The 23,394-nt window shown below is 55.9% G+C and carries 26 protein-coding genes and 1 tRNA gene; 20 read left to right on the top strand and 7 right to left on the bottom strand.

Annotated features, from left to right (window positions below; all coding sequences use genetic code 11):
* Positions 1–3: 3 nt before the first annotated feature.
* From infC to BM155_RS13705, 8 genes are all read left to right on the top strand, one after another.
* Complete coding sequence (infC, locus tag BM155_RS13740; RefSeq protein WP_074903736.1) at positions 4–543, top strand: translation initiation factor IF-3; 540 nt, start codon at positions 4–6, stop codon at positions 541–543.
* A 146-nt stretch (positions 544–689) separates the two neighbouring features.
* The gene (gene rpmI, locus BM155_RS13735) at positions 690–884 is read left to right on the top strand and encodes a 50S ribosomal protein L35 (protein ID WP_067152883.1); all 195 of its coding nucleotides are present in this window, start codon (positions 690–692) and stop codon (positions 882–884) included.
* Between the two features lie 36 nt (positions 885–920).
* A complete protein-coding gene (gene rplT, locus BM155_RS13730) occupies positions 921–1,280 on the top strand; it encodes a 50S ribosomal protein L20 (RefSeq protein ID WP_067152885.1) in 360 nt (119 codons plus the stop codon).
* Positions 1,281–1,463: 183 nt separating this feature from the next.
* Positions 1,464–2,477, top strand: coding sequence for a phenylalanine--tRNA ligase subunit alpha (pheS, locus tag BM155_RS13725; protein ID WP_067152887.1), 1,014 nt, complete (start codon positions 1,464–1,466; stop codon positions 2,475–2,477).
* A gap of 89 nt (positions 2,478–2,566) precedes the next feature.
* Positions 2,567–4,954 carry a phenylalanine--tRNA ligase subunit beta gene (gene pheT, locus BM155_RS13720; protein WP_074903734.1) on the top strand — a complete coding sequence of 796 codons (2,388 nt, stop codon included), beginning with the start codon at positions 2,567–2,569 and terminating at the stop codon, positions 4,952–4,954.
* A gap of 129 nt (positions 4,955–5,083) precedes the next feature.
* Positions 5,084–5,392 (top strand): integration host factor subunit alpha, encoded by a 309-nt coding sequence (gene ihfA / locus BM155_RS13715; RefSeq protein ID WP_067152890.1) that lies wholly within the window; start codon positions 5,084–5,086, stop codon positions 5,390–5,392.
* Positions 5,370–5,726, top strand: coding sequence for a MerR family transcriptional regulator (locus BM155_RS13710; protein ID WP_067152892.1), 357 nt, complete (start codon positions 5,370–5,372; stop codon positions 5,724–5,726). The genes ihfA and BM155_RS13710 overlap by 23 nt, the downstream gene beginning before the upstream one ends.
* 138 nt (positions 5,727–5,864) lie before the next feature.
* Positions 5,865–5,941, top strand: a tRNA-Pro gene (locus BM155_RS13705).
* A gap of 127 nt (positions 5,942–6,068) precedes the next feature.
* Here the strand turns inward: BM155_RS13705 and BM155_RS13700 are convergent.
* The 3 genes from BM155_RS13700 to BM155_RS13690 all read right to left on the bottom strand — a co-directional run bounded on the left by BM155_RS13700 (position 6,069) and on the right by BM155_RS13690 (position 7,714).
* Positions 6,069–6,497, bottom strand: a complete 429-nt coding sequence (locus BM155_RS13700) for a DUF1810 domain-containing protein (protein ID WP_074903732.1) — start codon at positions 6,495–6,497, stop codon at positions 6,069–6,071.
* A 79-nt stretch (positions 6,498–6,576) separates the two neighbouring features.
* On the bottom strand, positions 6,577–7,305 hold the full coding sequence (locus tag BM155_RS13695) for a pseudouridine synthase (RefSeq protein WP_074903730.1): 729 nt from the start codon (positions 7,303–7,305) through the stop codon (positions 6,577–6,579).
* A 34-nt stretch (positions 7,306–7,339) separates the two neighbouring features.
* Positions 7,340–7,714, bottom strand: a complete 375-nt coding sequence (locus BM155_RS13690; protein WP_067152898.1) for a YchJ family protein — start codon at positions 7,712–7,714, stop codon at positions 7,340–7,342.
* Positions 7,715–7,941: 227 nt separating this feature from the next.
* Here BM155_RS13690 and BM155_RS13685 point away from each other — a divergent pair, with 227 nt between their 5' ends.
* From BM155_RS13685 to BM155_RS13660, 5 genes are all read left to right on the top strand, one after another.
* Positions 7,942–8,472, top strand: coding sequence for a TetR/AcrR family transcriptional regulator (locus BM155_RS13685; protein ID WP_074903729.1), 531 nt, complete (start codon positions 7,942–7,944; stop codon positions 8,470–8,472).
* A gap of 50 nt (positions 8,473–8,522) precedes the next feature.
* Positions 8,523–9,584, top strand: a complete 1,062-nt coding sequence (locus BM155_RS13680) for an efflux RND transporter periplasmic adaptor subunit (protein ID WP_074903727.1) — start codon at positions 8,523–8,525, stop codon at positions 9,582–9,584.
* Between the two features lie 46 nt (positions 9,585–9,630).
* Positions 9,631–12,732 carry an efflux RND transporter permease subunit gene (locus tag BM155_RS13675; protein ID WP_074903725.1) on the top strand — a complete coding sequence of 1,034 codons (3,102 nt, stop codon included), beginning with the start codon at positions 9,631–9,633 and terminating at the stop codon, positions 12,730–12,732.
* 581 nt (positions 12,733–13,313) lie between these two features.
* Positions 13,314–13,658 carry a GmrSD restriction endonuclease domain-containing protein gene (locus BM155_RS17595; protein ID WP_067152908.1) on the top strand — a complete coding sequence of 115 codons (345 nt, stop codon included), beginning with the start codon at positions 13,314–13,316 and terminating at the stop codon, positions 13,656–13,658.
* Positions 13,659–13,933: 275 nt separating this feature from the next.
* Entirely contained in the window at positions 13,934–14,233 is a 300-nt protein-coding gene (locus BM155_RS13660) for a hypothetical protein (RefSeq protein WP_074903719.1), read from the top strand.
* Positions 14,234–14,272: 39 nt separating this feature from the next.
* Here BM155_RS13660 and BM155_RS13655 read toward each other — a convergent pair whose 3' ends face one another.
* Positions 14,273–15,895 carry a hybrid sensor histidine kinase/response regulator gene (locus BM155_RS13655; RefSeq protein WP_082817429.1) on the bottom strand — a complete coding sequence of 541 codons (1,623 nt, stop codon included), beginning with the start codon at positions 15,893–15,895 and terminating at the stop codon, positions 14,273–14,275.
* Between the two features lie 156 nt (positions 15,896–16,051).
* Between BM155_RS13655 and BM155_RS13650 the strand changes: the two genes are divergently transcribed.
* From BM155_RS13650 to BM155_RS13640, 3 genes are all read left to right on the top strand, one after another.
* Positions 16,052–16,369: a helix-turn-helix domain-containing protein gene (locus BM155_RS13650; protein WP_082817430.1), complete on the top strand. Its 318-nt coding sequence runs from the start codon at positions 16,052–16,054 to the stop codon at positions 16,367–16,369.
* Positions 16,370–16,452: 83 nt separating this feature from the next.
* A complete protein-coding gene (locus BM155_RS13645) occupies positions 16,453–17,865 on the top strand; it encodes an amidohydrolase (protein ID WP_074903715.1) in 1,413 nt (470 codons plus the stop codon).
* Positions 17,862–19,163, top strand: coding sequence for an amidohydrolase family protein (locus BM155_RS13640; protein WP_074903714.1), 1,302 nt, complete (start codon positions 17,862–17,864; stop codon positions 19,161–19,163). The genes BM155_RS13645 and BM155_RS13640 overlap by 4 nt, the downstream gene beginning before the upstream one ends.
* 191 nt (positions 19,164–19,354) lie before the next feature.
* Here the strand turns inward: BM155_RS13640 and BM155_RS13635 are convergent, their stop codons facing one another.
* The 3 genes from BM155_RS13635 to BM155_RS13625 form a co-directional block, all read right to left on the bottom strand.
* Complete coding sequence (locus BM155_RS13635; protein ID WP_067152918.1) at positions 19,355–19,657, bottom strand: YebG family protein; 303 nt, start codon at positions 19,655–19,657, stop codon at positions 19,355–19,357.
* 286 nt (positions 19,658–19,943) lie between these two features.
* Entirely contained in the window at positions 19,944–20,561 is a 618-nt protein-coding gene (locus tag BM155_RS13630; protein WP_067152921.1) for a LysE family translocator, read from the bottom strand.
* On the bottom strand, positions 20,561–21,163 hold the full coding sequence (locus BM155_RS13625) for a DUF924 family protein (protein ID WP_074903712.1): 603 nt from the start codon (positions 21,161–21,163) through the stop codon (positions 20,561–20,563). The genes BM155_RS13630 and BM155_RS13625 overlap by 1 nt, the downstream gene beginning before the upstream one ends.
* Before the next feature lie 152 nt (positions 21,164–21,315).
* Between BM155_RS13625 and BM155_RS13620 the strand changes: the two genes are divergently transcribed.
* The 4 genes from BM155_RS13620 to BM155_RS13605 are packed head-to-tail and all read left to right on the top strand — an operon-like array spanning position 21,316 to position 23,388.
* The gene (locus BM155_RS13620) at positions 21,316–21,588 is read left to right on the top strand and encodes a hypothetical protein (protein ID WP_067152926.1); all 273 of its coding nucleotides are present in this window, start codon (positions 21,316–21,318) and stop codon (positions 21,586–21,588) included.
* Between the two features lie 53 nt (positions 21,589–21,641).
* On the top strand, positions 21,642–22,454 hold the full coding sequence (locus tag BM155_RS13615) for a DUF6249 domain-containing protein (RefSeq protein ID WP_254773195.1): 813 nt from the start codon (positions 21,642–21,644) through the stop codon (positions 22,452–22,454).
* A gap of 12 nt (positions 22,455–22,466) precedes the next feature.
* Positions 22,467–23,021 carry a sigma-70 family RNA polymerase sigma factor gene (locus BM155_RS13610; RefSeq protein WP_067152931.1) on the top strand — a complete coding sequence of 185 codons (555 nt, stop codon included), beginning with the start codon at positions 22,467–22,469 and terminating at the stop codon, positions 23,019–23,021.
* A complete protein-coding gene (locus BM155_RS13605) occupies positions 23,014–23,388 on the top strand; it encodes a DUF5056 domain-containing protein (protein ID WP_067152933.1) in 375 nt (124 codons plus the stop codon). Before BM155_RS13610 ends, BM155_RS13605 begins: the two co-directional genes overlap by 8 nt.
* Positions 23,389–23,394: the final 6 nt, after the last annotated feature.

Here is a 23,394-nt window from a genome sequence, read left to right as displayed (position 1 = left end):
GCTATTAAACGAGACAGCAAGGGACGGTCCAAAAAGGCCCGCATCAATGATCAGATAGAGGCGTCGGAAGTCCGCCTCATTGGCGCCGACGGCGAACAAGTGGGAATTGTTTCCCTCAATGAGGCGCTTGAAGCTGCGCAGCAGGCCAATCTGGATCTCGTTGAAATTGCGCCGGACTCCAAGCCGATAGTCTGTAAAATCATGGACTACGGTAAGCATGTGTTTGAGGCCAAGAAGGCCAAAGCTGCTGCCAAGAAGAAGCAAAAGCAGCAGCAAATCAAGGAGATGAAGTTCCGCCCGGGCACTGATATTGGTGACTACCAGATCAAGTTGCGCAATCTGACCCGCTTCCTGGAGGCGGGTGACAAGGCCAAGGTTTCTCTGCGATTCCGCGGAAGAGAGATGGCGCACCAGGAGCTGGGTCTGGAGATGATGCAGCGCATTGAGCGAGATCTGGCGGAGCTGGGTACTGTGGAGCAGCGGCCAAAGCTGGAAGGCCGCCAGATGATCATGGTGATTGCTCCTATCAAAAAGAAAAAGTGAGGCCGCGGCTGAGCCGCGGAATCTCTTTGGGAAGTGATTGGGCGACGGCTGCCTCTTCACTCCCGTAACATGCCGCCGTTACCCGGCGGTTATTTTTGTTGTAGGTGCCTGCTTGCAGGTAAACCTTTAATTTTTTGGAGTAAAAAATGCCGAAAGCAAAAACCCATAGCGGCGCTGCCAAGCGCTTCAAAAAGACGGCTGCGGGCTACAAGCACAAGCACGCCAACAAGAGCCACATCCTCACCAAAATGACCACCAAGCGCAAGCGTCAGCTGCGCGGCACTCAGACTATGAATAAGTCTGATGCAGCTCTGGTCGATCGCATGCTGCGCGCCAAGTAATTGGCTCACTCGCAACGAATTTAAGAGGATAGCATTATGGCCCGTGTAAAACGTGGTGTAGAGGCGCGTCGTCGTCACAAGAAAATTCTGAAGCAGGCAAAAGGTTACTACGGTGCGCGTTCACGCGTGTTCCGTGTCGCCAAGCAGGCAGTGATCAAAGCCGGTCAATACGCTTACCGCGACCGCCGCGTTAAGAAGCGTAACTTCCGCGCACTGTGGATCACTCGTATCAACGCACAATCCCGTGCGGAAGGCCTGTCCTACAGCCGCTTGATCGCCGGTCTGAAAAAGGCGGGTATCGCACTGGATCGCCGGGTATTGGCTGATCTGGCGGTATACGACAAAGCCGCTTTTGCTGCCGTAGTTGAAAAAGCCAAGGCAGCCCTGGCAGCGTAAGTTGTCGCTCCAGTTGCAAGACTGGGTATTAAAAATAGGGAAGGGCTGTGGTGGCCCTTCCCTATTTTTTTATAAAGATTCCGCTACTTTTACGTGGTATGGGTGGAGCAGCCCGCCGGTGCACTGAACGCCGGTAGAGCGATGCATAAACAACCAGAGTTAATTTTGAACGGGAACAGTTCGATGCAAGATTTGCAGTCCCTTACCGAACAGGCGCTGGAGCAGGTGGAGAAGGCCGAAGGCCTGGCGGCACTGGATCAGGTGCGCGTGGATTACCTGGGGAAGAAGGGTCAGCTCACCGCGCTGCTAAAAGGTCTTGGCAAGCTGTCGGCGGAAGAGCGCCCTGCTGCCGGTGCCAGGATTAACGAAGCAAAGCAGCAGGTTCAGGAAAAGATCAACGCGCGCAGGAAGCAGCTTGAGGAAGAGGCTATTAACGCCAAGCTGGCGGAGGAAACCATTGATGTCACTCTGCCGGGCCGTGGAGAGGTGCAGGGAAAAATGCACCCGATTACTCGCACTCTGCGCCGCGTCGAGGAGTTTTTTGTGCGAATCGGCTTTTCCGTGGAAAGGGGGCCGGAGATTGAGCAGGACTATTACAACTTTGAGGCGCTCAATATTCCCGCACACCATCCGGCGCGGGCAATGCATGACACCTTCTATATAGATCCGACGACGGTCCTGAGAACGCACACCTCTTCCGTGCAGATACGGACCATGGAAAAGAAAGAGCCGCCGCTGCGTATTATCTGTCCGGGCCGGGTTTATCGCTGTGATTCCGACGTCACTCACTCGCCGATGTTTCATCAGGTTGAGGGCTTGGTCGTAGGCGAGAACATCAGCTTCGCGCACCTGAAGGGGTGTATCGACCAATTCCTGCGCGCGTTTTTTGAAGCCGATGTACCGGTGCGCTTCCGCCCCTCCTATTTTCCATTTACTGAGCCGTCGGCGGAGGCGGATATTCAATGCACCGCTTGCGGTGGTGAAGGTTGCCGTGTCTGTTCCGGTACGGGCTGGCTGGAAATCCTCGGTTGCGGCATGGTGCACCCCAACGTCTTTGCCGCATGTGATATCGACAGTGAGCGTTATTCGGGCTTTGCTTTCGGGTTGGGCGTTGAGCGCCTCGCAATGTTGCGCTACGGGGTCAACGACTTGCGACTGTTTTTTGACAACGACCTGCGCTTTCTCAAGCAGTTTTGACTGGGGCATCGGGGCCTGCCTCTAGGTAGTGGCTCGCTCCATAGAGAAAGGCAGACAGCGCAAAACAGAATTCAAAAAGAGACAGCACTATGAAATTCAGCAATTCCTGGCTGCGGGAATGGGTAGATCCGCAGCTGACCCCACAAGAATTGGCCGATCAAATCACCATGGCCGGCCTCGAGGTGGACAGTGTTGAGGCCGTCGCGGGTGAATTCACCGGTGTTGTGGTGGGAGAAATCGTTGCTTGTGAAAGGCACCCTGACGCGGACAAACTGCGCGTATGTACCGTTGCCGGTCATCCGGACGGCGAGATGCAGGTGGTCTGTGGCGCCCCCAATGCCCGTGCCGGTATCAAGGTCCCCTTTGCGTTGGTAGGAGCCAAGTTGCCGGGAGACTTCAAAATCAAAAAGGCCAAACTGCGCGGTGTTGAGAGTTTTGGCATGCTCTGTGCGCAAACGGAATTGGAGTTGGGCGAAGACGGGGATGGCATCTGGGAGTTGCCGGAAGATGCTCCTACAGGCAAAGACCTGCGGGAATACTTGCAGCTGGACGACGTTGCTATCGAAGTAGACCTGACCCCCAATCGCTCAGACTGCCTCGGCATAGCCGGCATTGCCCGCGAAGTGGGTGTTCTCAACCGCTGCCCGGTAAAGGGGCCGGAAATTGCTCCGGTTGCCGCACAGATTGACGACAGTGTGCCGGTTTCCCTGCTCGCTGGTGACGCCTGTCCACGTTACGTCGGCCGAGTGATCCGCAATATCGATATTACTGCCCCTACACCCCTGTGGATGCAGGAGCGGCTGCGGCGCAGCGGATTGCGTTCTATTGATCCGGTGGTGGATGTGACCAACTATGTCTTGCTGGAGTTGGGGCAGCCGATGCACGCCTTCGATCTGAGCAAGCTGTCCGGTGGAATCAAGGTGCGTATGGCGGAGAAGGGGGAGGAATTGACCCTGCTCGATGGCCAGGAAGTGAAGCTGGAAGAGGGCACCCTGCTGATCGCCGATGAGGATAAGCCGCTGGCTATTGCGGGCGTTATGGGAGGGTTGGAGTCGTCGGTAACAGAGGGCACTCGGGATATTTTCCTGGAAAGTGCTTTCTTCAACCCCCTGGCCGTTGCAGGTAAAGCGCGCTCCTATGGCCTGCACACTGATTCCTCGCACCGTTTCGAGAGAGGGGTTGATTACCGGTTGCAGGAGAGGGCCGTTGAACGCGCCACTCAGCTGTTACTGGAAATTGTCGGCGGGGAGCCTGGCCCGGTACACCTGCGCGAACTGAGTGAAGCGATGCCCACTGAACGGCATATTACTCTGCGCAGACGAAGTGTGTCCCAGCGTCTTGGCGTGACCCTGGCTGACGACGAAATAGTGGATATCCTGACGCGTCTGGGCCTGGAGAAAATCGATGAAAATGCCGAAAGCTGGACCTTCCTCGCTCCGAGCTTCCGCTTCGATATCGCGATAGAGGCAGACCTGCTCGAGGAACTGGCGCGGGTCTATGGCTACAACCGTATTCCGAGTATCAGTCTCACTGCGGCTCTGGATATTGAACCTCGGCCGGAGAGAGCGCTTTCCCGGGACATCCTGGAGCAGACACTGTTGGCCCGCGGATATTCCGAGGCGGTTACCTTCAGTTTTATCGATCGTGAGATAGCCGAGCTCTTTGATCCGGATACACAGCCGGTGGCCCTGCAGAACCCCATCAGTGCTGATCTGGCGGTAATGCGCACTTCCCTGATCCCAGGTCTGTGCAAGGCACTACAGTACAATCTCAACCGTCAGCAGAACCGCGTGCGCCTGTTTGAATCGGGTTTGCGCTTTGTGCCGGGAAGTGAGCTGCGTCAGGAGCCGATGCTGGCGGGGCTGGCTTACGGCGCCCGTTTTGCCGAGAACTGGACCGGCAGCAAGGATGACGTCGATTTCTACGATATCAAGGGGGATGTGGAGGCATTACTGGCTCACTATGCTATAGGAGAGTCAGCTGAGAAGGAGTTCCGCTTCGCTGCTGGCCAACATCCCGCTCTGCACCCGGGACAGTGCGCCCGAATCTATCGGGGTGATCGTGAAGTCGGTGTAGTTGGGGCATTGCACCCACAGCTGCAGAAAAAACTGGATCTGCCCAGGTCTGCATTGGTGTTTGAGTTGAACCTGGAGGCCCTGGGAGAGGCGGTGCTTCCCAGTTTCCGGCCACTGTCCAGGTTCCCCGAAGTACGCCGCGATCTGGCCCTTCTGATCGATGCAGATGTGCCCGCCGCCAACCTGGTGCAGAGTGCCCTTGAGGCTGCGGGTGAAACCTTGACGGACCTCAAGATTTTTGATGTTTATCAGGGCAAAGGTATTGATTTCAATAGAAAAAGTGTCGCCTTGGGGTTGACGTTTCAGCATCCGTCGCGCACCCTTAATGACGAAGAAATCAATACCGCGGTAGATGCGGTGGTCGGAACATTAAAACAAAAATACAACGCCAGCCTGCGCTGATACCGGCGAATAGCTCCGGGGTGCGGGCGGTAGGCATCCCGAGAGCGTCTGCTTCCGGGTTGAAAGCCGCCGCGGTTTGGGCCGCTTCCGATCTGGAGTCGACGCCTCTGAATCTGTTGGTAGGAACCAATGACAGAGGCACTGACCAAGGCCGGGCTCGCTGAAAAGCTGTACGAAGAGCTGGGCTTTAATAAGCGCGAAGCCAAAGAGATCGTCGAGTACTTTTTCGAGGAGATCCGCAACGCGCTGGAAAACAGCGAGCAGGTCAAGCTGTCCGGTTTCGGTAACTTTGACCTGCGCGACAAGAGCCCGCGCCCTGGCCGCAACCCCAAGACCGGCGAGGAAATCCCCATTTCCGCACGCCGGGTAGTCACCTTCAAACCGGGACAAAAACTCAAGGCACGAGTAGAAGAAGATGCTGGAAGCGAGCAACAATAGCGAATTGCCCGTCATCCCCGGCAAGCGCTATTTCACCATTGGTGAAGTCAGTGAGCTGTGCGCGGTCAAGCCACATGTTCTGCGCTATTGGGAACAGGAATTTCCCCAACTGAATCCGGTAAAACGCCGCGGCAATCGCCGTTACTATCAACATCAGGACGTCATTCTGATCCGCCAGATTCGAGCGTTGCTGTACGAAGAGGGGTACACCATCGGCGGCGCCCGCCTGCAGATGGAGAATGGTAGCCAGAAGGCGGAGACTGTCCAGTTACAGCAGGTGATTCCACAAGTTATCGCCGAGCTTGAAAGTGTTCTCAGCTTGCTGGAGACCTAGGCCGGCTATTGCAACTCAAAAAAGGCGTAAATCCAGGCTTGCATTCCCCTGTCACTCATGTATGATTTGCGCCTCATCGCAATGCGGTGCCCCTTATAAATCAAGCACTTATGTTGTTTAGTGTGCGATTTGCTCAATCGGAGCGTAGCGCAGCCTGGTAGCGCACCACACTGGGGGTGTGGTGGTCGTCGGTTCAAATCCGGCCGCTCCGACCATATACTCAGTACGCAGAAAGCCCTTGTAATTCTCAGATTACAAGGGCTTTTTGTTTTTGTGGTGGGTATAGCGCAACGCTCCCAATGTAGTGGGCTTGCGGTCACGATACGCACGCTGTCTGCCATCTCACTGGGGTTTGCGCAAAATTTCCAGTGTGCGGTAATCCGGCTGGCCTTTATAGAATTTGTCCAGAACCTGGCTGAACAGCCCCTTCCCACCTTCTGCGATGGAAAACAGGGTCATGGAAGACCTGAGTTTCAAATCATCCGGGCTGCCAAAAATTTGCTGGGCTGTGCGTTCTTGTTGCAGCAGCTGTGTGCAGCATTCTTTGAGTCTGGGCCCCAGTAGCGGGTGATCAAGGTAAGCCCGCGCTTCATCCAGACTTTTGAGCGCATAGTGCTGAGCCATGGCGCTGTGACCCAGGCCGACAATTTGCGGAAATACATACCACATCCAGTGGGAACGCTTTTTTCCCTCCGTTAGCTCTTTTAATGCCGAGTTGTAATTTTTTTCTTGGGCTGAGACAAATCGCTCTAGGTTAAACGGATCGTTCATGGTTCTATGCGTGGAAGAAGTCGCGTGGAAGAAATCGGCCTGTGCCGAATAGCAGTATAGTTAGTTGTTCCGGGAGTGTTTATTGCGGCAGCTGCCAGCCAAAAGCCTGGATCAGAGAGTGAAATTGCCCGCGCGGCGGTGCCAGCAAATTGAGAGGCTCGCCGGTTAGTGGGTGGCTGAGGCGTAACTGCAATGCATGTAGTAGTAACCGTTTGCAGTTGTAATGTTCAGCAAAGAAGCGGTTGTGGACTGACTTACCGTATTTGGGGCAGCCGATCAACGGGTGGTGAATGTGTTTGAAGTGACGGCGTATCTGATGTCTTCGCCCTGTGACCAGAGTTATCTCTACCAGGGAGTAGCGGCTGCTTGGGTAGCGATCCACGGCGTAGGGCAGTTCGACGGTCTCTAGTCTGCGGAACTTTGTGATAGCAGGCTGCCGCGGCAGTTCGGCTCTGCGGCGCTTGCGCTGATGCTTGAAGTCAGCGACTGGTGGTAAGGGGTGGTCGATCACACCTTCCTCCGGGCAGTAGCCGCGGCAGACGGCGACATATTTTTTTAAGGATTCCTCACTTTCCATCTGCACTTGTATTTTTGCGGCGATTTCTCCGCTCTTTGCGAATACGATAACCCCAGAGGTGGGTTTGTCCAGCCGGTGGATAGGGTAGAGGTGTTTGCCAGTGCGGTCGCGCAAGTGCTGCAATAGGATTCGCTCCTCGCGGGGATCTATGTTTGATCTGTGCACAAGCCATCCTTCTGGCTTGTAGGCCGCGATGAGCTGGGTGTCTTCGAAAAGGATTTCAGGATGCATGCCGCTTATATTCCGCTTGGGATTGCTTGTGCGGTCAACCCTGCAATGGGGCGACGTAAACCCAGCGCTTTTTATGCAGTTTGAATAAGGAGATCTCATGCATTGCCTGTTCCGTGCCGTTGTCTCGGTACCAAGCTCGGAACTCCACAATTGCTTTATCCGCTGCCTGCGTACTCCTAAGAACCTCTAGACGTGTCCACTGGGTTTGCAGGTCATCGGGGGTTAATTCGGGGCAGGTGTTTGGGTCCCAGGTCTTGCGCAGATAGGGCAAGTTGCCGCGAGTAAAGGCGGTGAACCGGCTGCGCATCAGGGTTTCGGCGCTATCAGGGTAGGCTGTACCGTCGAGAAACGGACCGCAACATCTTTTAAGGGGCAATCCGGAGCCGCAGGGGCATTTTACGTCTGACATAGTTGTATTACAGGTTGTGGTGTTGCGGAGCCCATCATTCGCTATTGATGATGGGCTGCGGCAGATTCTAAAGCCCCTGGGACTTGCTGTCTCGTCCGTCGGCGGGCAGGTGGGTGGTTTCGAGTGCTGAATACTGTCCATTGAAAGTTACTTCTTGACGCGGTCCCGCGGGCTGTTAACATACCGTCCAGTTGGTCGGTTATGACTAAGGTTCTCTGGAGAGTCACATGTCGAAGGTCGACAAAGAAGACATTATCCGTGCAGCAGAAGAGGTGCTGCGCGAGAAGGGGGCGCGCCGCTTGACCCTCGATGCGGTGGCAGCGCGGTGTGGCTTGAGTAAAGGCGGCTTGCTGCACCATTTCCGGAGCAAGCAATCCCTGCTGCAGGCGATGCTCGAATCCGCGATCGCTAGTGAAGAGGCTCTGGCTGCTGAGTACGCCGCGAACCACGAAAACAGCGTTCTCGCATCCCGCATTTATTCTGCGTTTGCGTTAATGCAGGACGAAAAACAGCTCCCTCGCGCTTTGATTGCCGCGGTGGCGGAAGATCCCGCTCTACTGGAGCCCATCAAGGCCAAAGAAGCAAAGATTCGCGCGACCCTGTCTGAGCACTGTCGAGACCCAGAGCTGGCGCTCCTGCTGATTTTGGCAACGCGCGGTCTGTTTCTCGGCCGCCAATTTGGTGTGCTGGACCCCGATGACCCAATTTTCACTCAGCTGCGAGAGCGCTTGCTGAATCTTGCTGCCGAGCTGGAATAATTTCTGATTAAGTTCTGTTAACTCCCCACTCGATGTTCTGAGTATTGCATATGAATATCCCTGGTAATGTTCGTTCCCCTTTAATTTCGCTGTTGGCATTTGCGGTGGTTGTCTCTGGTTGTTCCGGCTCCGCTGAGGATGAGCAGCAGGTCGAGCGCGAGTGGCCGGTAAAAGTCGCCACGGTTTCCACCAACGACACAATCGATCAGCGCCAGTTCGCCGGTCGGGTCAAGGCGGTGCAGACGGTGGATTTGTCATTTCAGGTGGGAGGTAAACTCAACTACCTGCAATTCCGTGAAGGCGAAATTATTCCAAAGGGTAAGCTGATTGCAGCTCTTGATGAGAGCGATTTTGTTCGCGAGGTGAAACAGGCGCGTGTCAATCTTGATTTGTTACAGAAAACGCTAGCCCGCCAGCGCTCTTTGGCCGAGCGCAATGTGATTTCCCAGCAACAGCTGGACGAAACTGAGACCAATTACGATCTTGCCAAGGTTGCGCTCGAAAAAGCGGAACAGAATTTATCTTATACAAAATTGAAGGCCCCCTTCGATGCACTGGTTACGCGTCAGCTGGTGGAAAATTATACTAACGTGCAGGCTGGGCAGGGCATTGTGCGGCTGCAAGATGTGTCGGAAGTCCGGATTCAGGTATCGGTGCCGGAGAACCTACTGGCCACAGTGAACCGCGAGCGGGTGAATTCTGTAAGTGCGACATTTGAATTTCTGCCTGGTAGAGAATTCCCACTGGAGTACCGAGAGCACCAGGCCGAAGCAGACAGCGTGACCCAGACTTACATTGTGGAGCTGGGTATGCCACAACCAGAGAATGTGCAGATTTTGCCGGGCATGACTGCCCGTGTGAACCTGAAACTTAACCAGGCGCAGGATGACCTGTGGGTACCTTTATCCGCTGTGCAGAGCAGTGCGGATGGCTCGCCGTATATTTGGCGAATCAACGAAGATCAATCTGTATCAAAAACGCCTGTACAACTCGGGCGTACCGATGGCGAGGTGGTGGAAATCAAGAGCGGCGTGGATACATCCATGAAGCTGGTGGCCGCTGGCGGGCAGCACCTCTACGAAGGTGCAAAGGTGCGTAACTATGCACAGTAACTCGTGCGATGTTTCTGCAGGTCACTGATAAGAGTGGGAAAGCGTTGTGAAAATTTCTGATGTATTCATTCAGCGGCCTGTTTATAGCTGGTTGCTGATGTTGATTTGCTTGATCGGGGGCCTGTGGGGTGTGGTGGATATCGGCCGCCTTGAGGACCCCGCTTTTACTATCAAAGAAGCTCGTGTCTTTACCGCCTATCCCGGTGCTAGTGCGCGCAAGGTCGAAGAAGAGGTAACCGAAAAGCTCGAGGTTGCCATCCAGCAGCTGGGGCAGCTGAAGCGGATTACCTCCACGTCCCGTCCGGGGATGTCTGAAATCCGGGTGGAAATTGAGGATCACTACGATTCCGATGAGTTGCCGCAAATCTGGGATGAGCTGCGCCGCAAGGTCAGTGATGCCCAAATTGAGTTGCCCAGCGGCGCCATGGAATCCATTGTCAACGACGACTTCGGAGAAGTCTACGGGATTTACTACGCCGTGACGGGGGTGGGCTTTTCCCAGAGTGAGATGCGCGATATCACCAAGGTGATTCGCCGGGAGCTCCTCACCGTTGATGGCGTCGCCAAGGTGTCGCGCTCCGGAGTGATCGATGAAGTCGCCTATCTGGATATCGACGAAGCGCGTCTGGCGCAATTCGGCTTTTCCCTGGACGATCTGGCGCAGGTTCTGCAGACCGAAAGCGCCACCCAGCCGGTGGCCGAATTAGAAGGTCGGGATTTGCGCACCAGGATCCGGGTGGACAACCAGGCCAGCGACTTGGAGTCAATTCGCAATATTCTGCTCGGGGTTCCCGGTTCCACCTCCATGCTGGCGGTGCGGGATATCGCCCGGGTGTCGCTGGGTTACGATACGAATCCTGATTTTATTGCCCGTTTCAATGGTGAGCCGGCCATTTTGATCGGCGTAGCGGGCGCGATGAATACCAATATCGTGGACGTGGGCAAAGCCGTAGAAGCGAAACTGGAAGAACTGGCGCAAAGTCTGCCTCTGGGAATCGAGATTCAGCCGGTCTATGAACAGCACCGGGTGGTTGAAGATAGTGTCGATGGATTCCTGTTCAACCTGATCTCTTCGGTGGCGATTGTCACTTTGGTTTTGTGCCTGTTTATGGGGTGGCGTTCCGGCGTTGTCGTCGGGACGGTGCTGGCGCTTACTGTTCTCGGAACGGTATTGATCATGAACCTGTTTGGTTTCAATCTGCAGCGGATTTCCCTCGGTGCCCTGATCATTGCCATGGGGATGCTGGTGGACAACGCCATTGTGGTGGCCGAAGGCATACTAATGGGGGTGCAGAAAAAAGAAACCGCGCAAAGTGCGGCAGCGCGCGTGGTACGCCAGACTTTCTGGCCCCTGCTGGGTGCCACGGTGATCGGGATCATGGCCTTTTCCGGTATTGGTCTGTCCAGTGATGCCACCGGCGAATTTTTGTTTTCCCTGTTTGCCGTGATCGGTATCTCCCTTTTGTTAAGCTGGGTGCTGGCTATCACCATCACGCCTTACCTCGCGCATCACCTGTTTAAGCCCGGCACTGACGCGGGCGCTGAAGATCCCTACGCGGGCCGCTTTTACCGGATGTACGCGCAGGCGCTTTCCGGCGCCTTGCGTCACCGGGGACGCACGGTAGTTGCACTCGTGGTGGTGACACTGGTGAGTTATTTTGCTTTTGGTTTTGTGAAGCAGGGCTTTTTCCCCAACTCCAACGCGCCCCTGTTCTATGTGAATTACTTTATGCCCCAGGGCAGTGATATCCACCGCACGGACAAAGCACTGCAGCAGGCGATGGAATATCTGCTGGCCCAGGACGAGGTGGTTTCCGTGACGTCGGTTGCAGGGCGGGGCGCGGACCGGTTTATGCTCACCTATGCACCGGAGCCGTCCAATCCCTCGTACGGACAGCTGATCGTACGCACGGAAAACCGCGATCAGATCCCTGCGGTGATCGAACGGGCGAAAGTGGAATTGCGCAACGCGCATCCGGAAGCCCTGGTGACATTTAAACGACTGGTATTTGGCCCGGGTGGGGGCGCGGACGTGGAGGTGCGTATTTCCGGCCCCAACTTTAACACGCTCCGGGCCGCTGCTGATGAGGTGAAGGCGATTTTCCGCAGCAAGGGACTGGAAGACATCCGCCACGACTGGCGCGATCGGGAGCCGACCATACGCGCTCACCTCGATGATGAGCGGGCGCGGGTGGCGGGGGTAACGGCGACTGATATTAGCCGCACATTGCAATTTGCCACTGAAGGCTACCGTGTTGGTGATTTTGAAAGGGGCGATCGCATTATCCCCATTGTTGCCCGCCTGTCCCAGGAGGAGCGCAATCAGGCGGGTGCCCTGCAGGATCGCCTGGTTTGGAGCCCGAATGAGCGCAACTATATTCCTGCCGGGCAGCTGGTGGACCAGTTCGAAACCACAGCCGAAGAGGGATTGATTCAACGTCGTAACCGGGTGCCGACGATTACTATTAGTGGTAACGCGCCGGATGGGGTCACTGCGATGGCGGCTTTTGCGCGCATTCGTGCGGAAATAGAGGAATTAGCTCTGCCCCAAGGGTACAAGATGGAGTTTGGTGGTGAGTACGAGCGTTCCTCGGATGCGCAAGAGTCCCTGGGCAAAGGTTTGCCACTGGGGTTCCTGGTCATGATTCTGACATCAGTGTTGCTGTTCGGTACTGTAAAGGAACCGGTGATTATCTGGCTGGTGGTGCCCATGTCACTGGTGGGGGTAGTGGTCGGTTTGCTTGTGTCCGGTCTGCCATTCGGGTTTATGTCACTGCTGGGCGTACTTAGTCTGTCCGGTATGTTGATTAAGAATGCGGTGGTGCTGGTAGACGAAATTGAGGTACAGACCCATGCGGGATTGCCGCGACTAACCGCGATTCAGCAGGCAAGTGTCAGTCGTCTGCGCCCGGTATTCCTGGCCGCGGCTACTACAATTCTCGGTATGTCCCCACTGCTGTTTGATGCCTTCTTCGCAGATATGGCGGTAACCATAATGGGAGGGCTCGGTTTTGCGACAGTGCTCACCTTGATTGCAGTGCCGGTGCTCTATGCAATGTTTCACAAGGTTCGCGCAGACGAAGTGGTTTCCTCACGCGATTCTCGGCAAACGGAGGAAATCCGGAAAGAATCCCCGCAGCCGGCATAGGGAATCTATGATGAAATTGCCTGAGTGCCGTGGTGGGTTTCGGGGCGCTCAGGCAATAGGGTGGCCATTTCGAAAAAGCGCGAGTGCTTCTCTGTGGCTCCGCCGGATACCTCCTTGTATCCGACGGTTTCGAAATGTCCACCCCACCACCTGAGCTTCTCATTTGGGCGATATGTCTCTTTGTCGTCCAAGAGCCAATTAATCAGAGGCTCCCTATAAAGGAAAGCGTAATCCATTTTCCTAGTCCGTAGGACACAGTGAATTTTCGTTTGCCACCTTCCTGTCCGGTGAATTGATCGATACCCAAATAGATTGAAATTTCGTACGATTGTGCCACTTTTTTGATTGGTAGTAGTGGTATGCGCATTCGATCAATTTGTCGGCATTTTGCTTTTGTTTTATTCTTTTTTTCTGTTTTTTCGGCATCAGCGGCGTCCTACAAAAGATCCGAGTGGTTACCCCGTTGGTCGGATTTCGACGGTGATTGTCAGGACACCCGCCACGAACTTCTGATTCGTTACTCCCTGGCTCCGGTTACATTCACACGCGTCGATAATTGCAAGGTGGCTACGGGCCTGTGGATGGACCCCTACACCGGCCATTTTTTTACCAAGGCATCGGACCTGGATGTGGAGCACATAGTGCCGCTGAAATGGGCTCATGACCACGGCGGTGCCGGCTGGAGTCGTGCGCAGAAGCGGCGGTTCGCTGAAGATCCAGATAATCTTTGGTTGGTGGACGACGGTCACAACCAGAGTAAGGGCGATCGGGGCCCCGATGAATGGATGCCGCCCTATGAGCCGGTTGCCCAAATCTATGTGCAGAGGTTTATGGCCATAGTACAGAAATACGGGCTCAAGCCCACTTTGGCAGAAATTCGCCACTTCGAAACACTTGCGGCAAATTCACAGAGAACCTCCGGTTAACGATATCTTGTTTCTGATAGAGGGGGCGTCGGAGCTACAGGGGTGTACTCGTGCGGTTGTGAAATGCCCATCCCATTGCCTGAGTGCCTCCCGGTCCAATACGGCTATCGTGTGAATTAATCAGAGATTCTCCAGAGGGCATCTCTCGGATACAGGAGCGTATCCGAATGGGTTATAGGGACTCGGGACTAGAGTAGACGGGAGGTTCGGGAGGAAAACTACGCCGGCTATTGCTACGCTTATCGGGAGTGAGTGGATGCAGTTGTGGTGTGCTTATGTGGCAGTGGTTGCTCGCCACCAGTCTGCTGGTGCCGGTTTCTTTTGATACTCAGACGATAATCGTCGGACCCCAGCCGGGGGGAGGGCAGAGCCCTTATTTGAGTTTTTGCCAGCAACGATTTTACGAAGAGGAGGATGGCCGCCTGCTATGCAACTGGGCGGTCAACTTCAACTATGCCTGTTTTGTCTCCTATCCGAGTAATAAAGTGATTCAAGCCGGCGCCAAGCTGTCTGAACCGGAAGTAGTCGGCGAGTGTGATGATGGGGAACCGGTCATCAAATTATTGCACTACTGATCCGGATTGCGACCAGGGTGTCTGGTATACCGGTTAATGCTACAGATGTCCGGCGCTGGCCATTGCATCTATTTTTTCCTGGAGCTGCTCATAGGTAAAGGGCTTCTGGATATAATCCAGAATGCCATCGGTGAGCGTTTCCTGCACTTTGCTGTCGACGCTATACCCGGTGGACAGTATCGCCTTAATTTCCGGGTTGATGCCTTTGAGAATCTTGAACAGCTGCTGGCCATCCATACGAGGCATGATCATATCCAATAATACCAGGTCAACATTCATGTAGGAGCGGCGGTAGAAATTGATCGCCTCTTCGGCACCCGCGAAAGTCCGTACCTGGTGGCCGTGCATTTCGAATAGCGTTTTTGAGTAGTTGCGCACTATGGCCTCATCGTCCACAACCATGATGCGGATTTTCCTCTCTTTTCCGGATGGTTTGGGGGACTGCCGTAGATGCTTGGCGCAATCCCTGATGATTGGCAGGTAGAGATCGAAGCTGCTGCCTTGCCCCTCGCTGCTGCGACAGCGGATAGCACCTTTGTGCAGATGAGTGGTGCCGTAGACCGCGGCTAGTCCCAGGCCCGCACCACGGCCGCTTTCCTTGGTGGTGAAAAAAGGTTCGAAAATACGGCGGCGTATCTCTGCGGACATGCCTGTGCCGCTGTCACAGATGGTGATCAGCAGATACTCTCCAGCCTCAATCTCGAAATCGTAAATTTTGGTGGGACTGTCGATGGAAATATTGCGGGTGGAGAAACGGAGCGATCCTCCGTTAGGCATGGCATCCTTGGCGTTGATACCCAGGTTCAGCAGGGCGCTCTTCAGTTGCGCCGGGTCGCCCATCACGTGTGGCCGGCTGGCGTCCAGTTGCTGGCTAACGCGAATGCGCCGGTCGATGGTGCGTTCCAGTATGGCGCACACATCGCGGATAATTTCGTGGGTATTGCACTCTGTCAACTGATAGCTGCCTTTGCGCGCGAATGTGAGCAGTTGTTTGGTGAGTTCCGCCGCATGGTGCGCGGTGGTCAGAATATGGGTGCTGTACTCACCGAGACGCGGGTCGTCAGTAAGCTGTTGTATCGCCTCGGCATAGCCGATAATGCCGTGGATCATATTGTTGAAATCGTGCGCGATACCTCCGGCCAGTTCGCCGATTGCCTGCATTTTGTGCGCTTGGCGCAGTTCCTCTTCCAGGAGCCGTTGTTTAGTGATGTCGGTGCCGATACTGAGCACGCCGATGGCGTTACCCTGATCGTCGGTGAGTAGCTTGTTCGTCCAGGCGACCCATACCCTGCGACCGTTTTTGGTGATGTTTTCGTTGACGTTGTAGTGATGTTCTTCCGGGTGGTTACAGATTTGCTCCATTAGAGGGCGCAGGTCGCGTCCGGTGCTTTCGTTGGCGGGAACAATAGTGCCGACAACATGTTTGCCAATGATTTCTTCTTCGCTGTAACCGAAGAACTGTTGGGCGTATTCGTTAAAGAAGGTGATAATCCCGTTCTTGTCCCAACGCATAATGATGGAATTCGCATGTTCCACCAGCTCGCGATAGCGCTCTTCACTCTTGCGCAGCGCCTCGTAAATTTGCCGGGAATCTTGCAGTGTGACCGGGGGAGGAGCGGATCCCCAAGCCTCGCAGCTCAATACGGGTACTTTGTTATTCATGTCTTCCCCTTGGCCCCCTTCCTGGGTATTTTTTCGTCAGGATTCCACCATGAAGTAGTGACAAAGTCCAGATGGCAATTGCGAGTCAGAACACATTTTTTGCCGTTTCTTGGCACTCTATAATCCATCTCCAAATCACGTTGGATATTGTTTCAAATGCAATCGGTTAACACTCGAAAAATGCGGGAGCAACGGTTGCTGTGCCGGCTGGGGAAGCAGGTCCGTCACCTGCGCCTTGCGCATAATATTTCCCAGAAAGATTTGGCATCCGGTTCGGGCGTCGGACTCAGTACATTAAAGCGGCTGGAAAACGGTCAGGGGTGTAATCTGGCCGCTCTGGTGCAACTGTTGGTCGCGCTGAACTGTGACGACAAGGTTGATGTTTTGTTTGCGCAACTCGCGGAGGATGTGGCTGGCAGCCGGGCCGCGATTAGAAGCCGCGCATCTTCACCGCGCAAGGCGGTCGATCCCTGAAAGTAATCTGGCAATGGAAAAGTGATCGCGAGCTGATAAGATTTAACGAAATTATTTCGGTGATATACAAAGGAAGTCTGACTATGCAGCTTTATTCTCGAGCGGCCGGGTGCTGTATCGCTGCCCTGATTTGCGCTGCAGTACTGCTGCCGGGGTGCGGAGGAGGCAAGCAGGCGGAGGGGCATCGATCCACTGATTTCGCCCGCCAGAACGCTTTCCCGTCCACCTATTCCGTTAAACAGTCCCGTCCGGTGCTGATCGAGGGGGCAACGGTGCTGACTGGCACTGGTGAGCGTCTGGACAACACCGACTTGCTGCTGGAAGACGGCAAAATCGCAAGGATCGGCGATAACCTGGAAGCGCCAAAGGATGCACTGGTGGTGAAGGGTGCGGGTAAATGGGTGACTCCGGGTATTATTGATGCCCATTCCCATTTGGGGGACTACCCGGCTCCGGAAATTGAGTCCACTCAGGACGGCAATGAGATGACGGCGCCCAACACTGCGGAGGTTTGGGCGGAGCACTCTGTATGGACCCAAGACCCGCAATTTGCTCTGGCGCTTGCCGGCGGCGTGACCACCCTGCAGATTTTGCCGGGTTCTGCCAATCTGTTCGGCGGCCGCGGTGTTACGCTGAAAAACGTACCCGGCCGCAGTGTGCAGGAGATGAAATTTCCCGGCGCACCCTACGGCCTGAAGATGGCCTGCGGCGAGAACCCGAAGCGCGTCTACGGAAGCAAGGGCAGCGCGCCCTCCACGCGCATGGGCAATGTGGCCGGCTACCGTAAGGCCTGGATCGAGGCCACTGCCTATAAAAAGAAGTGGGAGAACTATTGGGAAAATGGCGGTGACATGCCGGAGCGTGACCTACAGTTGGAGACACTGGCTGGTGTGCTCTCCGGGGAAATTCTGGTGCACAACCACTGTTACCGCGGCGAAGAGATGGCCATCATGATGGACATCGCCGAGGAGTTTGATTTCCAGATTTCCGCTTTCCACCACGCCGTTGAAGCCTACAAAGTGGCCGACCTCTTGGCAGAGCGGGGCGTTTGCGCGGCTATGTGGGCGGACTGGTGGGGCTTCAAGCACGAAGCCTTCGATATGACGGAGGCCAACATCGCCATTGTCGACCAGGCCGGTGCATGTGCAATGATTCACTCGGATTCCGCCATCGGCATTCAACACCTCAACGAAGAGGTGGCAAAGGCCATGACGGCAGGGCAGCGCGCTGGCTTCGATATCCAGCCGCAAGACGCGGTCGCCTGGATGACACTGAATCCCGCCAAAGCACTGGGTATTGACGATCAGACGGGCAGCCTGGAGAAGGGCAAGATGGCCGATGTCGTGGTTTGGTCCGGCAACCCTTTCAGCGTATACAGCCAGGCCGAAAAGGTGTTTATCGACGGCGAACTCATGTACGACCGCGCCGACAGGGCGCGCCAACCGCGCAGTGATTTTGAGCTGGGTATTCTCGACGCAGAGGGGGAACGGCTGTGAAGAAATTGTTTACAATTTGCGTCCTGACTCTGGGCCTGGCGACTGGCGTGGTCCGGGGAGAAACTGTATTAATCCAGGGCGGCAAGGTGCACACTCTAACGGAGAAGGGCAGCTTCGATGCGGCGGATATATTGGTTCGCGACGGCCGCATTGTCGCTGTGGGCCTGTCACTGGATGAGGATGCCGACCGCGTGATCGACGCCCGCGGCAAGGTGGTGACGCCGGGTGTGATCGCTCCGGTTTCAGAATTGGGGCTGGTGGAAATTGGCGCGGCGAGCGCCACCAATGACTATGCGGTTAACGGTGCAAGTATCGGCAGTGCCTTTGACCCGCTGCCGGCCTACAACCCAAAATCCACATTGATTCCATTCAACCGTGCTGGCGGCGTCACCCGTGCCCTGGTGTTTCCCGGCATCAGCCTCTGGGGCGGGGACAGCGATGGCCTGCAGCGGGTGTTTGCGGGCCGGGGCTTCGCTATCAAATTGAATGGGGCCTTTGACAGTGTGGTGAAGCGTAATCTGGCGCAAAAAGCGTACCTCGGGGAGGCTGGCGGACGGCTTGCCGGCGGGAGCAGAGCAAGCGCCTACGCCAAGATAGAGACGGCCTTGTTCGAGGCTCGGGAGTATCGCGATAACAGGGCGGCAATTCGCCGTGGCGACTGGCGCGAACTGAATCACAGCATTGATGACCTGGAAGCGCTGCAGGGGGTACTCAGTGGTGCGGAGCCCCTGCTGGTAACCGTCAACCGTGCCAGTGATATCCTCTGGGCTATTGAGCTGGCGGATGAGTACAATATCAAACTGGTGATCGCCGGTGCGGCGGAAGGCTGGATGGTGGCGGAGCAGTTGGCAGCTGCCGAGGTGCCGGTCATCATCGATGCAATCAACAACCTGCCCATTTCCTTCTCCACCCTGGGAGCCCGTCTGGACAATGCAGCGCTGTTGGCAAAGGCGGGGGTCAAAGTGGCGATTAGTGGACCGGAGTACGCCGCGACGCACAACCTCTACCTCGCGCGTCAATCCGCTGGCAACGCGGTAGCCTACGGTCTTCCCTATGAAGAAGGGCTCAGATCAATTAGTGCCAATGTGGCAGAAATTTTTGGTCTTGAAAGCGGAACCCTGGATCCGGGTGCGGTGGCGGATATTGTTGTTTGGAGCGGCGACCCGCTGGAGGTGACCAGCTATGCCGAGGAGGTGTTGATCGATGGGGTGCCGCAATCCCTGGTAACCCGTTCAACCCGTCTGCGCGACCGTTACTTGAAGCCGCAGCAGGGACATCAGGTGGGTTACAAACACTAGCACCCTCTGATTTAATCTTGCAGTAATCGGTTTCGCGGCCCTCAGGCAATGGGATGGGCATATCGAAAATGCACAAGTAGGCCCTTCTATCCGGCGGCTTGGAAGTGCCTATCCCATCACCCTGCGCGAATTCGCAGCATAAAAAAGCCCGGTATTTCTCCGGGCACAAAGTACAGGGATGGAATTCTTACTTACTGGTTTGCGGCGAAAGGAGTGACACGGTCGTCTTGCATTTCGGACGCTGCACTCTCTTCTTGTTCTTCCAGCAGTAACTCTGGTTTGCCCTTGCAGGCTTTTGCCAGGTCCTCGCGGCGCTTGGCCAAGAGCAGACCGATTTCCTCTCCGGCTTGCTCCGGAATGCCGTCGATATGGCGCTCGATCAAAGAGGTGATATTGGCGGCCAGCTCCAGCATTTTGTCGTGTTCTTCGGCGTCTTTTTTGTTGTCGAACATTGCTCCGTCTCTATCGCATTTCCATACAGCTACTACGGCCATAGTTTGTCTCCGGTTATTTTGCGGCAGTTGATTGATCTGTATGAGTATACAGTATCTGTATAGATATTCAGTGTCAACTAAAGCGAGGGAATAGGAGGGGACTGTGGGGTGCGGTAAGTGGAGCGACGTTTGCGGTGGCTCGCCTGTGCGAAAGCGGAGAAGCTGTCATAATAGATGCGGAAGTTAGCTGTCTTTACTCCCCCCATCGGGCAGTTAGCTCCGACCCCGCAGTAAGACGTTTAAGGCCCGCAAAGCGGGCCTGTTTTTTATTCGGATTCGGTAGCGGCTAAATGGAAAATACCAATTTCGCCGCCAGGCCGATCAACAGGGCGCCAAACAGCTGCTGCATCCTGTGGCCGGTTGTACTGCGCACCCAGCCGCGGTTTCGCCCGGCGATTGCGATCAGGGTCACCAGGCAGTACCAGCCGGCGTCTATTCCCGCAGCCAGGGATACCATGCCCAGCTTGACTGAGAACGCTTGTTGCTCGGCAACGAATTGGCTGAAAAGTGCTGTAAAGAAGACCGCAATCTTCGGATTGAAAAAGGTAATCCCGAATCCCTGCATCGCCGCGCGGCCGACTGACAGCGCTTGGGCCGGGGAGCTTTCGCCCTCGGTAGTGGGTGCCGGTGCGCGAAGTGCCTTCCATCCCAGATAAATGAGCATGGCTGCGCCGGCCCACTGCAAGATGTTGAACAGTAGCGGCGAGTGAAGAATCAGCACGGCCAGGCCAAAGGCGGTGAGACCGGCGTAGATAGCGACCCCAAAGCCGTGGGCCAGGGCGCAGGCGAATCCATGGCGCACGCCAGCACCAGCACAACGCAGCACAATCAGCAGGCTGGGGCCGGGGGACATGGCGCCCAGGGCACAGATTCCCGCGAGGGAAAGCCAGGATATAAAGTCCATCAGAAGCCTCCACCTTGTTCCAACCAACGTTGCTCCGCCGCTGTAGACGCGCGCCCCAAGGCCTTGTTGCGGTGCGGAAAACGGCCAAAATCCTCGATGACTTGCCGGTGGGCCAGGGCGTATTGGTGAAAGCGTTCCGACTGAACTGCAGTCTCGGCGTCATCCAAGTAATCGGCGTGCAGCCGGTGGAAATAAGCTACTGAGTGGTGTTGCATTTCCGGGTCCTCGCTGTGTTCCAGCGGCAGGCCGAGAAAGGCACGTTGATAGAGCCCCATTGTTTGGTCATCGCCCCGTTCTATAACGCTCCGGGCTGTCTCCAGCGCCTGCGGGTCACCGGCGAAGGCGCGTTCCGTTCCCCGATAAATATTGCGCGTGAACTGGTCGCAGACCAGTACCAGGGCCATTTCGCCCTCCAGTGTCTGGCGCCATTGGGAGAGCTCTCCGTTCACGGCCGCTTCCACAGTGTTTTGGAAACGGTCGGCGATAGTCTGGTCAAATGTTTCGTCAACCGCGAACCATCGTCGGCGGAGCTCGTCGCCGGGCATGGCATTAAGTTGTGCGCTTCCGAACCAGAAGGTCAGTATTTCATTGGGCGTTGACATGATTCGTCATTCCTCTGCCGGCAAGGGGGATTGCGACCTGTTTTGCGGCGGGTCCTGGGGCAGCTCGGGAAAGATTGTTTTGGCCACTGCATCCAAATGCCGCTTTGCCATCGTCCAACGAGCATACAAGGACAATCCGTCTGGAGGGGACTATGGTAACCGCTGGATCGCTGAAGAAGATACAATTCTGTGCCGGCTTGGCTCTGTTGTTGGGGGTGATGCCGGTGGGAGCCGGAGAGCTGCAACTACCGTTGCAGGAGGTGCGGCAGCAGCTGACCGAGCTGAGCGATGAAATCTTCTCGCGGAAGTTAAAGGAGCGCCGTGAGCGGCTTCGTCATACGCGAGATTGTCAGGCGTATACCGCTGAAAAACGGGAGTCCTGCGCGCCGGGCTTGCTGCCGCGAGCGCGCCTGACGGTAATATGAATGAAATTTGTCCGTTAGTTCACTGAACAAGAGCACTGCATCGAGAGTAGAAAATGAGAGCGAGAGTCATTTACCCCTTGCGCGGCTGCGCACGCTGGTTGCTGGTTCTGGTGGTGGCGCTGCACGTTGCCACTGGTTGGGCGCAGGACACGTCTTCTGCGGATCCAGACGTACCCAAGCCCCCTGAGCCGGCGGCCGCCGGGGTGCCGGCCGCCGATGCTTCGGAAGTGGAAAAGGTTGAAAAGCAGGTACGTATACTGCGCGACGAGCACGGTAACCTGACCATCAGGACCCGGGACGAAAACGGCGAGCGCAGTGAAGTGCGGGTGGATTTGGGCGAGGAATTCGGCGGCGCCTTGAGCCGGCGCATTATTGAGCGGCTGGAAAGCAAGGGCGTTCTCGATGAGAAGGGGCTGGTCGTCGAGGATGCGCTGGAGAGCGTGCCGAAAAATATCAGTATCGGGATCAGTGGCGACCTGGAAGATCTGCACGATCACCGCAGTTATAGTGGTAGCATGCAGTGGCTGACCGGTGTGGTGGCGATCCTCGCAGTGTTCGGGGCGCCGATAATGATCGTATGGCTGGTGACCCGCAACAGCTACCGCAAGAAGCAGCTGCTGATGGACAATATCAATCGCATGGTGGCCGAGGGCCGAGATATCCCGCCAGAGTTGCTGGACGCCATGGAAGGGGAGTCTCCCCGCAATATGAAGGATAGAGGTTTCACCCTGATTGCGGTGGGATTGGCAATCTTTATCTGGCTTACCGTCGCTGCCGGTCCCGAGGTTGGCAGCCTTGGCCTGATACCGCTGTTTATCGGTATTGCCCGCTTTATCAATTGGAAACTGGATAACAAGCAGGCGTAAGGGCAGGGGTGTATGGACCTCTCTGATGAGGATTTGATCCGGCGCGTCGTCGACGAAGGGGACCAGCGGGCCTATGCTCAGCTGGTTCGCCGCTATCAGTCCCAGCTGCGCTTTTCTCTTCGCCAGCTATGTGGTGGAGATCAGGCTCTGGCCGACGATATGGCCCAGGAGGCTTTTATCAAGGCCTACAAGGCGCTGCCGGCCTTTCGGGGGGATGCGCGCTTCAGTACCTGGCTGTACCGCATCGCATACAATCTCGTCATGAGTCATAAGCGCAAGAATGCACCAGAGGTCGATCAGGAAGCGGTGGACCGGGCGAGGTCCCAGGAAAGTGTTGAGGAATCTCATCAGCTCGGCATGGCGCGGGATTTAAATTCCGCAATGAGCGCGCTGAGCGAGGCCCAGCGCCAGGCAGTACACCTGTGCATGCAGCGGGGCTTTTCGCACGAGGAGGCTGCCAGCATTATGAAGCTGCCTCTGGGTACGGTAAAATCCCATGTCAATCGCGCGCGGGCCAAATTGCAGACGATGTTGCAGGCGTGGCGGGAGGATCTAGTCAATGGATAAATTTGAACAGCGGAAAGGCGGTACCGACACCTTGAGCGATTCAACCTTTCAAAGCAAAGATCCGGACTTCGACAGCTGGCTCAGCCAGCAGCTGCAGTTCAATGAGCCCTACCTGGATGACGACGGTTTTTGCGAACGCGTGATGGAGCAGCTACCGGCGCCCTCCAGGCGCGCCGAGCGCCGAGCCACCTGCATTCAATACGCAGCGGTTGTTGCCGCCTCCGCGATTGTTGCCTGGCAGTTCCCCTTTGGTGAAGTCCTCAGTGAGGCGGCTAGGCAGTCTATCAGTCTCTACAGCCTAATCGGCCTGGGTATTTTGTCCTCCCTTGCCGCCATGACCGGGGGCATTCTCGCCGCGCGTCGGTAGGGAGCC

Source organism: Microbulbifer thermotolerans, assembly GCF_900112305.1.
Lineage (GTDB): Bacteria > Pseudomonadota > Gammaproteobacteria > Pseudomonadales > Cellvibrionaceae > Microbulbifer > Microbulbifer thermotolerans.
This window is presented reverse-complemented; position numbering and strand designations above follow the sequence as displayed.

Coding starts and splice junctions, on each gene's coding strand:
- BM155_RS13695 (WP_074903730.1), bottom strand. CDS start 7,305: ATGCATCCTGAAATCCTTTTCGAAGACACCCAGCTCATCGCGGCCTAC.
- pheT (WP_074903734.1), top strand. CDS start 2,567: ATGAAATTCAGCAATTCCTGGCTGCGGGAATGGGTAGATCCGCAGCTG.
- BM155_RS13620 (WP_067152926.1), top strand. CDS start 21,316: ATGGTAACCGCTGGATCGCTGAAGAAGATACAATTCTGTGCCGGCTTG.
- BM155_RS13610 (WP_067152931.1), top strand. CDS start 22,467: ATGGACCTCTCTGATGAGGATTTGATCCGGCGCGTCGTCGACGAAGGG.
- rplT (WP_067152885.1), top strand. CDS start 921: ATGGCCCGTGTAAAACGTGGTGTAGAGGCGCGTCGTCGTCACAAGAAA.
- pheS (WP_067152887.1), top strand. CDS start 1,464: ATGCAAGATTTGCAGTCCCTTACCGAACAGGCGCTGGAGCAGGTGGAG.
- BM155_RS13630 (WP_067152921.1), bottom strand. CDS start 20,561: ATGGACTTTATATCCTGGCTTTCCCTCGCGGGAATCTGTGCCCTGGGC.
- BM155_RS13710 (WP_067152892.1), top strand. CDS start 5,370: ATGCTGGAAGCGAGCAACAATAGCGAATTGCCCGTCATCCCCGGCAAG.
- BM155_RS17595 (WP_067152908.1), top strand. CDS start 13,314: ATGGACCCCTACACCGGCCATTTTTTTACCAAGGCATCGGACCTGGAT.
- BM155_RS13680 (WP_074903727.1), top strand. CDS start 8,523: ATGAATATCCCTGGTAATGTTCGTTCCCCTTTAATTTCGCTGTTGGCA.
- BM155_RS13700 (WP_074903732.1), bottom strand. CDS start 6,497: ATGAACGATCCGTTTAACCTAGAGCGATTTGTCTCAGCCCAAGAAAAA.
- BM155_RS13645 (WP_074903715.1), top strand. CDS start 16,453: ATGCAGCTTTATTCTCGAGCGGCCGGGTGCTGTATCGCTGCCCTGATT.
- BM155_RS13635 (WP_067152918.1), bottom strand. CDS start 19,657: ATGGCCGTAGTAGCTGTATGGAAATGCGATAGAGACGGAGCAATGTTC.
- ihfA (WP_067152890.1), top strand. CDS start 5,084: ATGACAGAGGCACTGACCAAGGCCGGGCTCGCTGAAAAGCTGTACGAA.
- BM155_RS13615 (WP_254773195.1), top strand. CDS start 21,642: ATGAGAGCGAGAGTCATTTACCCCTTGCGCGGCTGCGCACGCTGGTTG.
- BM155_RS13660 (WP_074903719.1), top strand. CDS start 13,934: ATGTGGCAGTGGTTGCTCGCCACCAGTCTGCTGGTGCCGGTTTCTTTT.
- BM155_RS13655 (WP_082817429.1), bottom strand. CDS start 15,895: ATGAATAACAAAGTACCCGTATTGAGCTGCGAGGCTTGGGGATCCGCT.
- BM155_RS13685 (WP_074903729.1), top strand. CDS start 7,942: ATGTCGAAGGTCGACAAAGAAGACATTATCCGTGCAGCAGAAGAGGTG.
- rpmI (WP_067152883.1), top strand. CDS start 690: ATGCCGAAAGCAAAAACCCATAGCGGCGCTGCCAAGCGCTTCAAAAAG.
- BM155_RS13605 (WP_067152933.1), top strand. CDS start 23,014: ATGGATAAATTTGAACAGCGGAAAGGCGGTACCGACACCTTGAGCGAT.
- BM155_RS13690 (WP_067152898.1), bottom strand. CDS start 7,714: ATGTCAGACGTAAAATGCCCCTGCGGCTCCGGATTGCCCCTTAAAAGA.
- BM155_RS13650 (WP_082817430.1), top strand. CDS start 16,052: ATGCAATCGGTTAACACTCGAAAAATGCGGGAGCAACGGTTGCTGTGC.
- BM155_RS13625 (WP_074903712.1), bottom strand. CDS start 21,163: ATGTCAACGCCCAATGAAATACTGACCTTCTGGTTCGGAAGCGCACAA.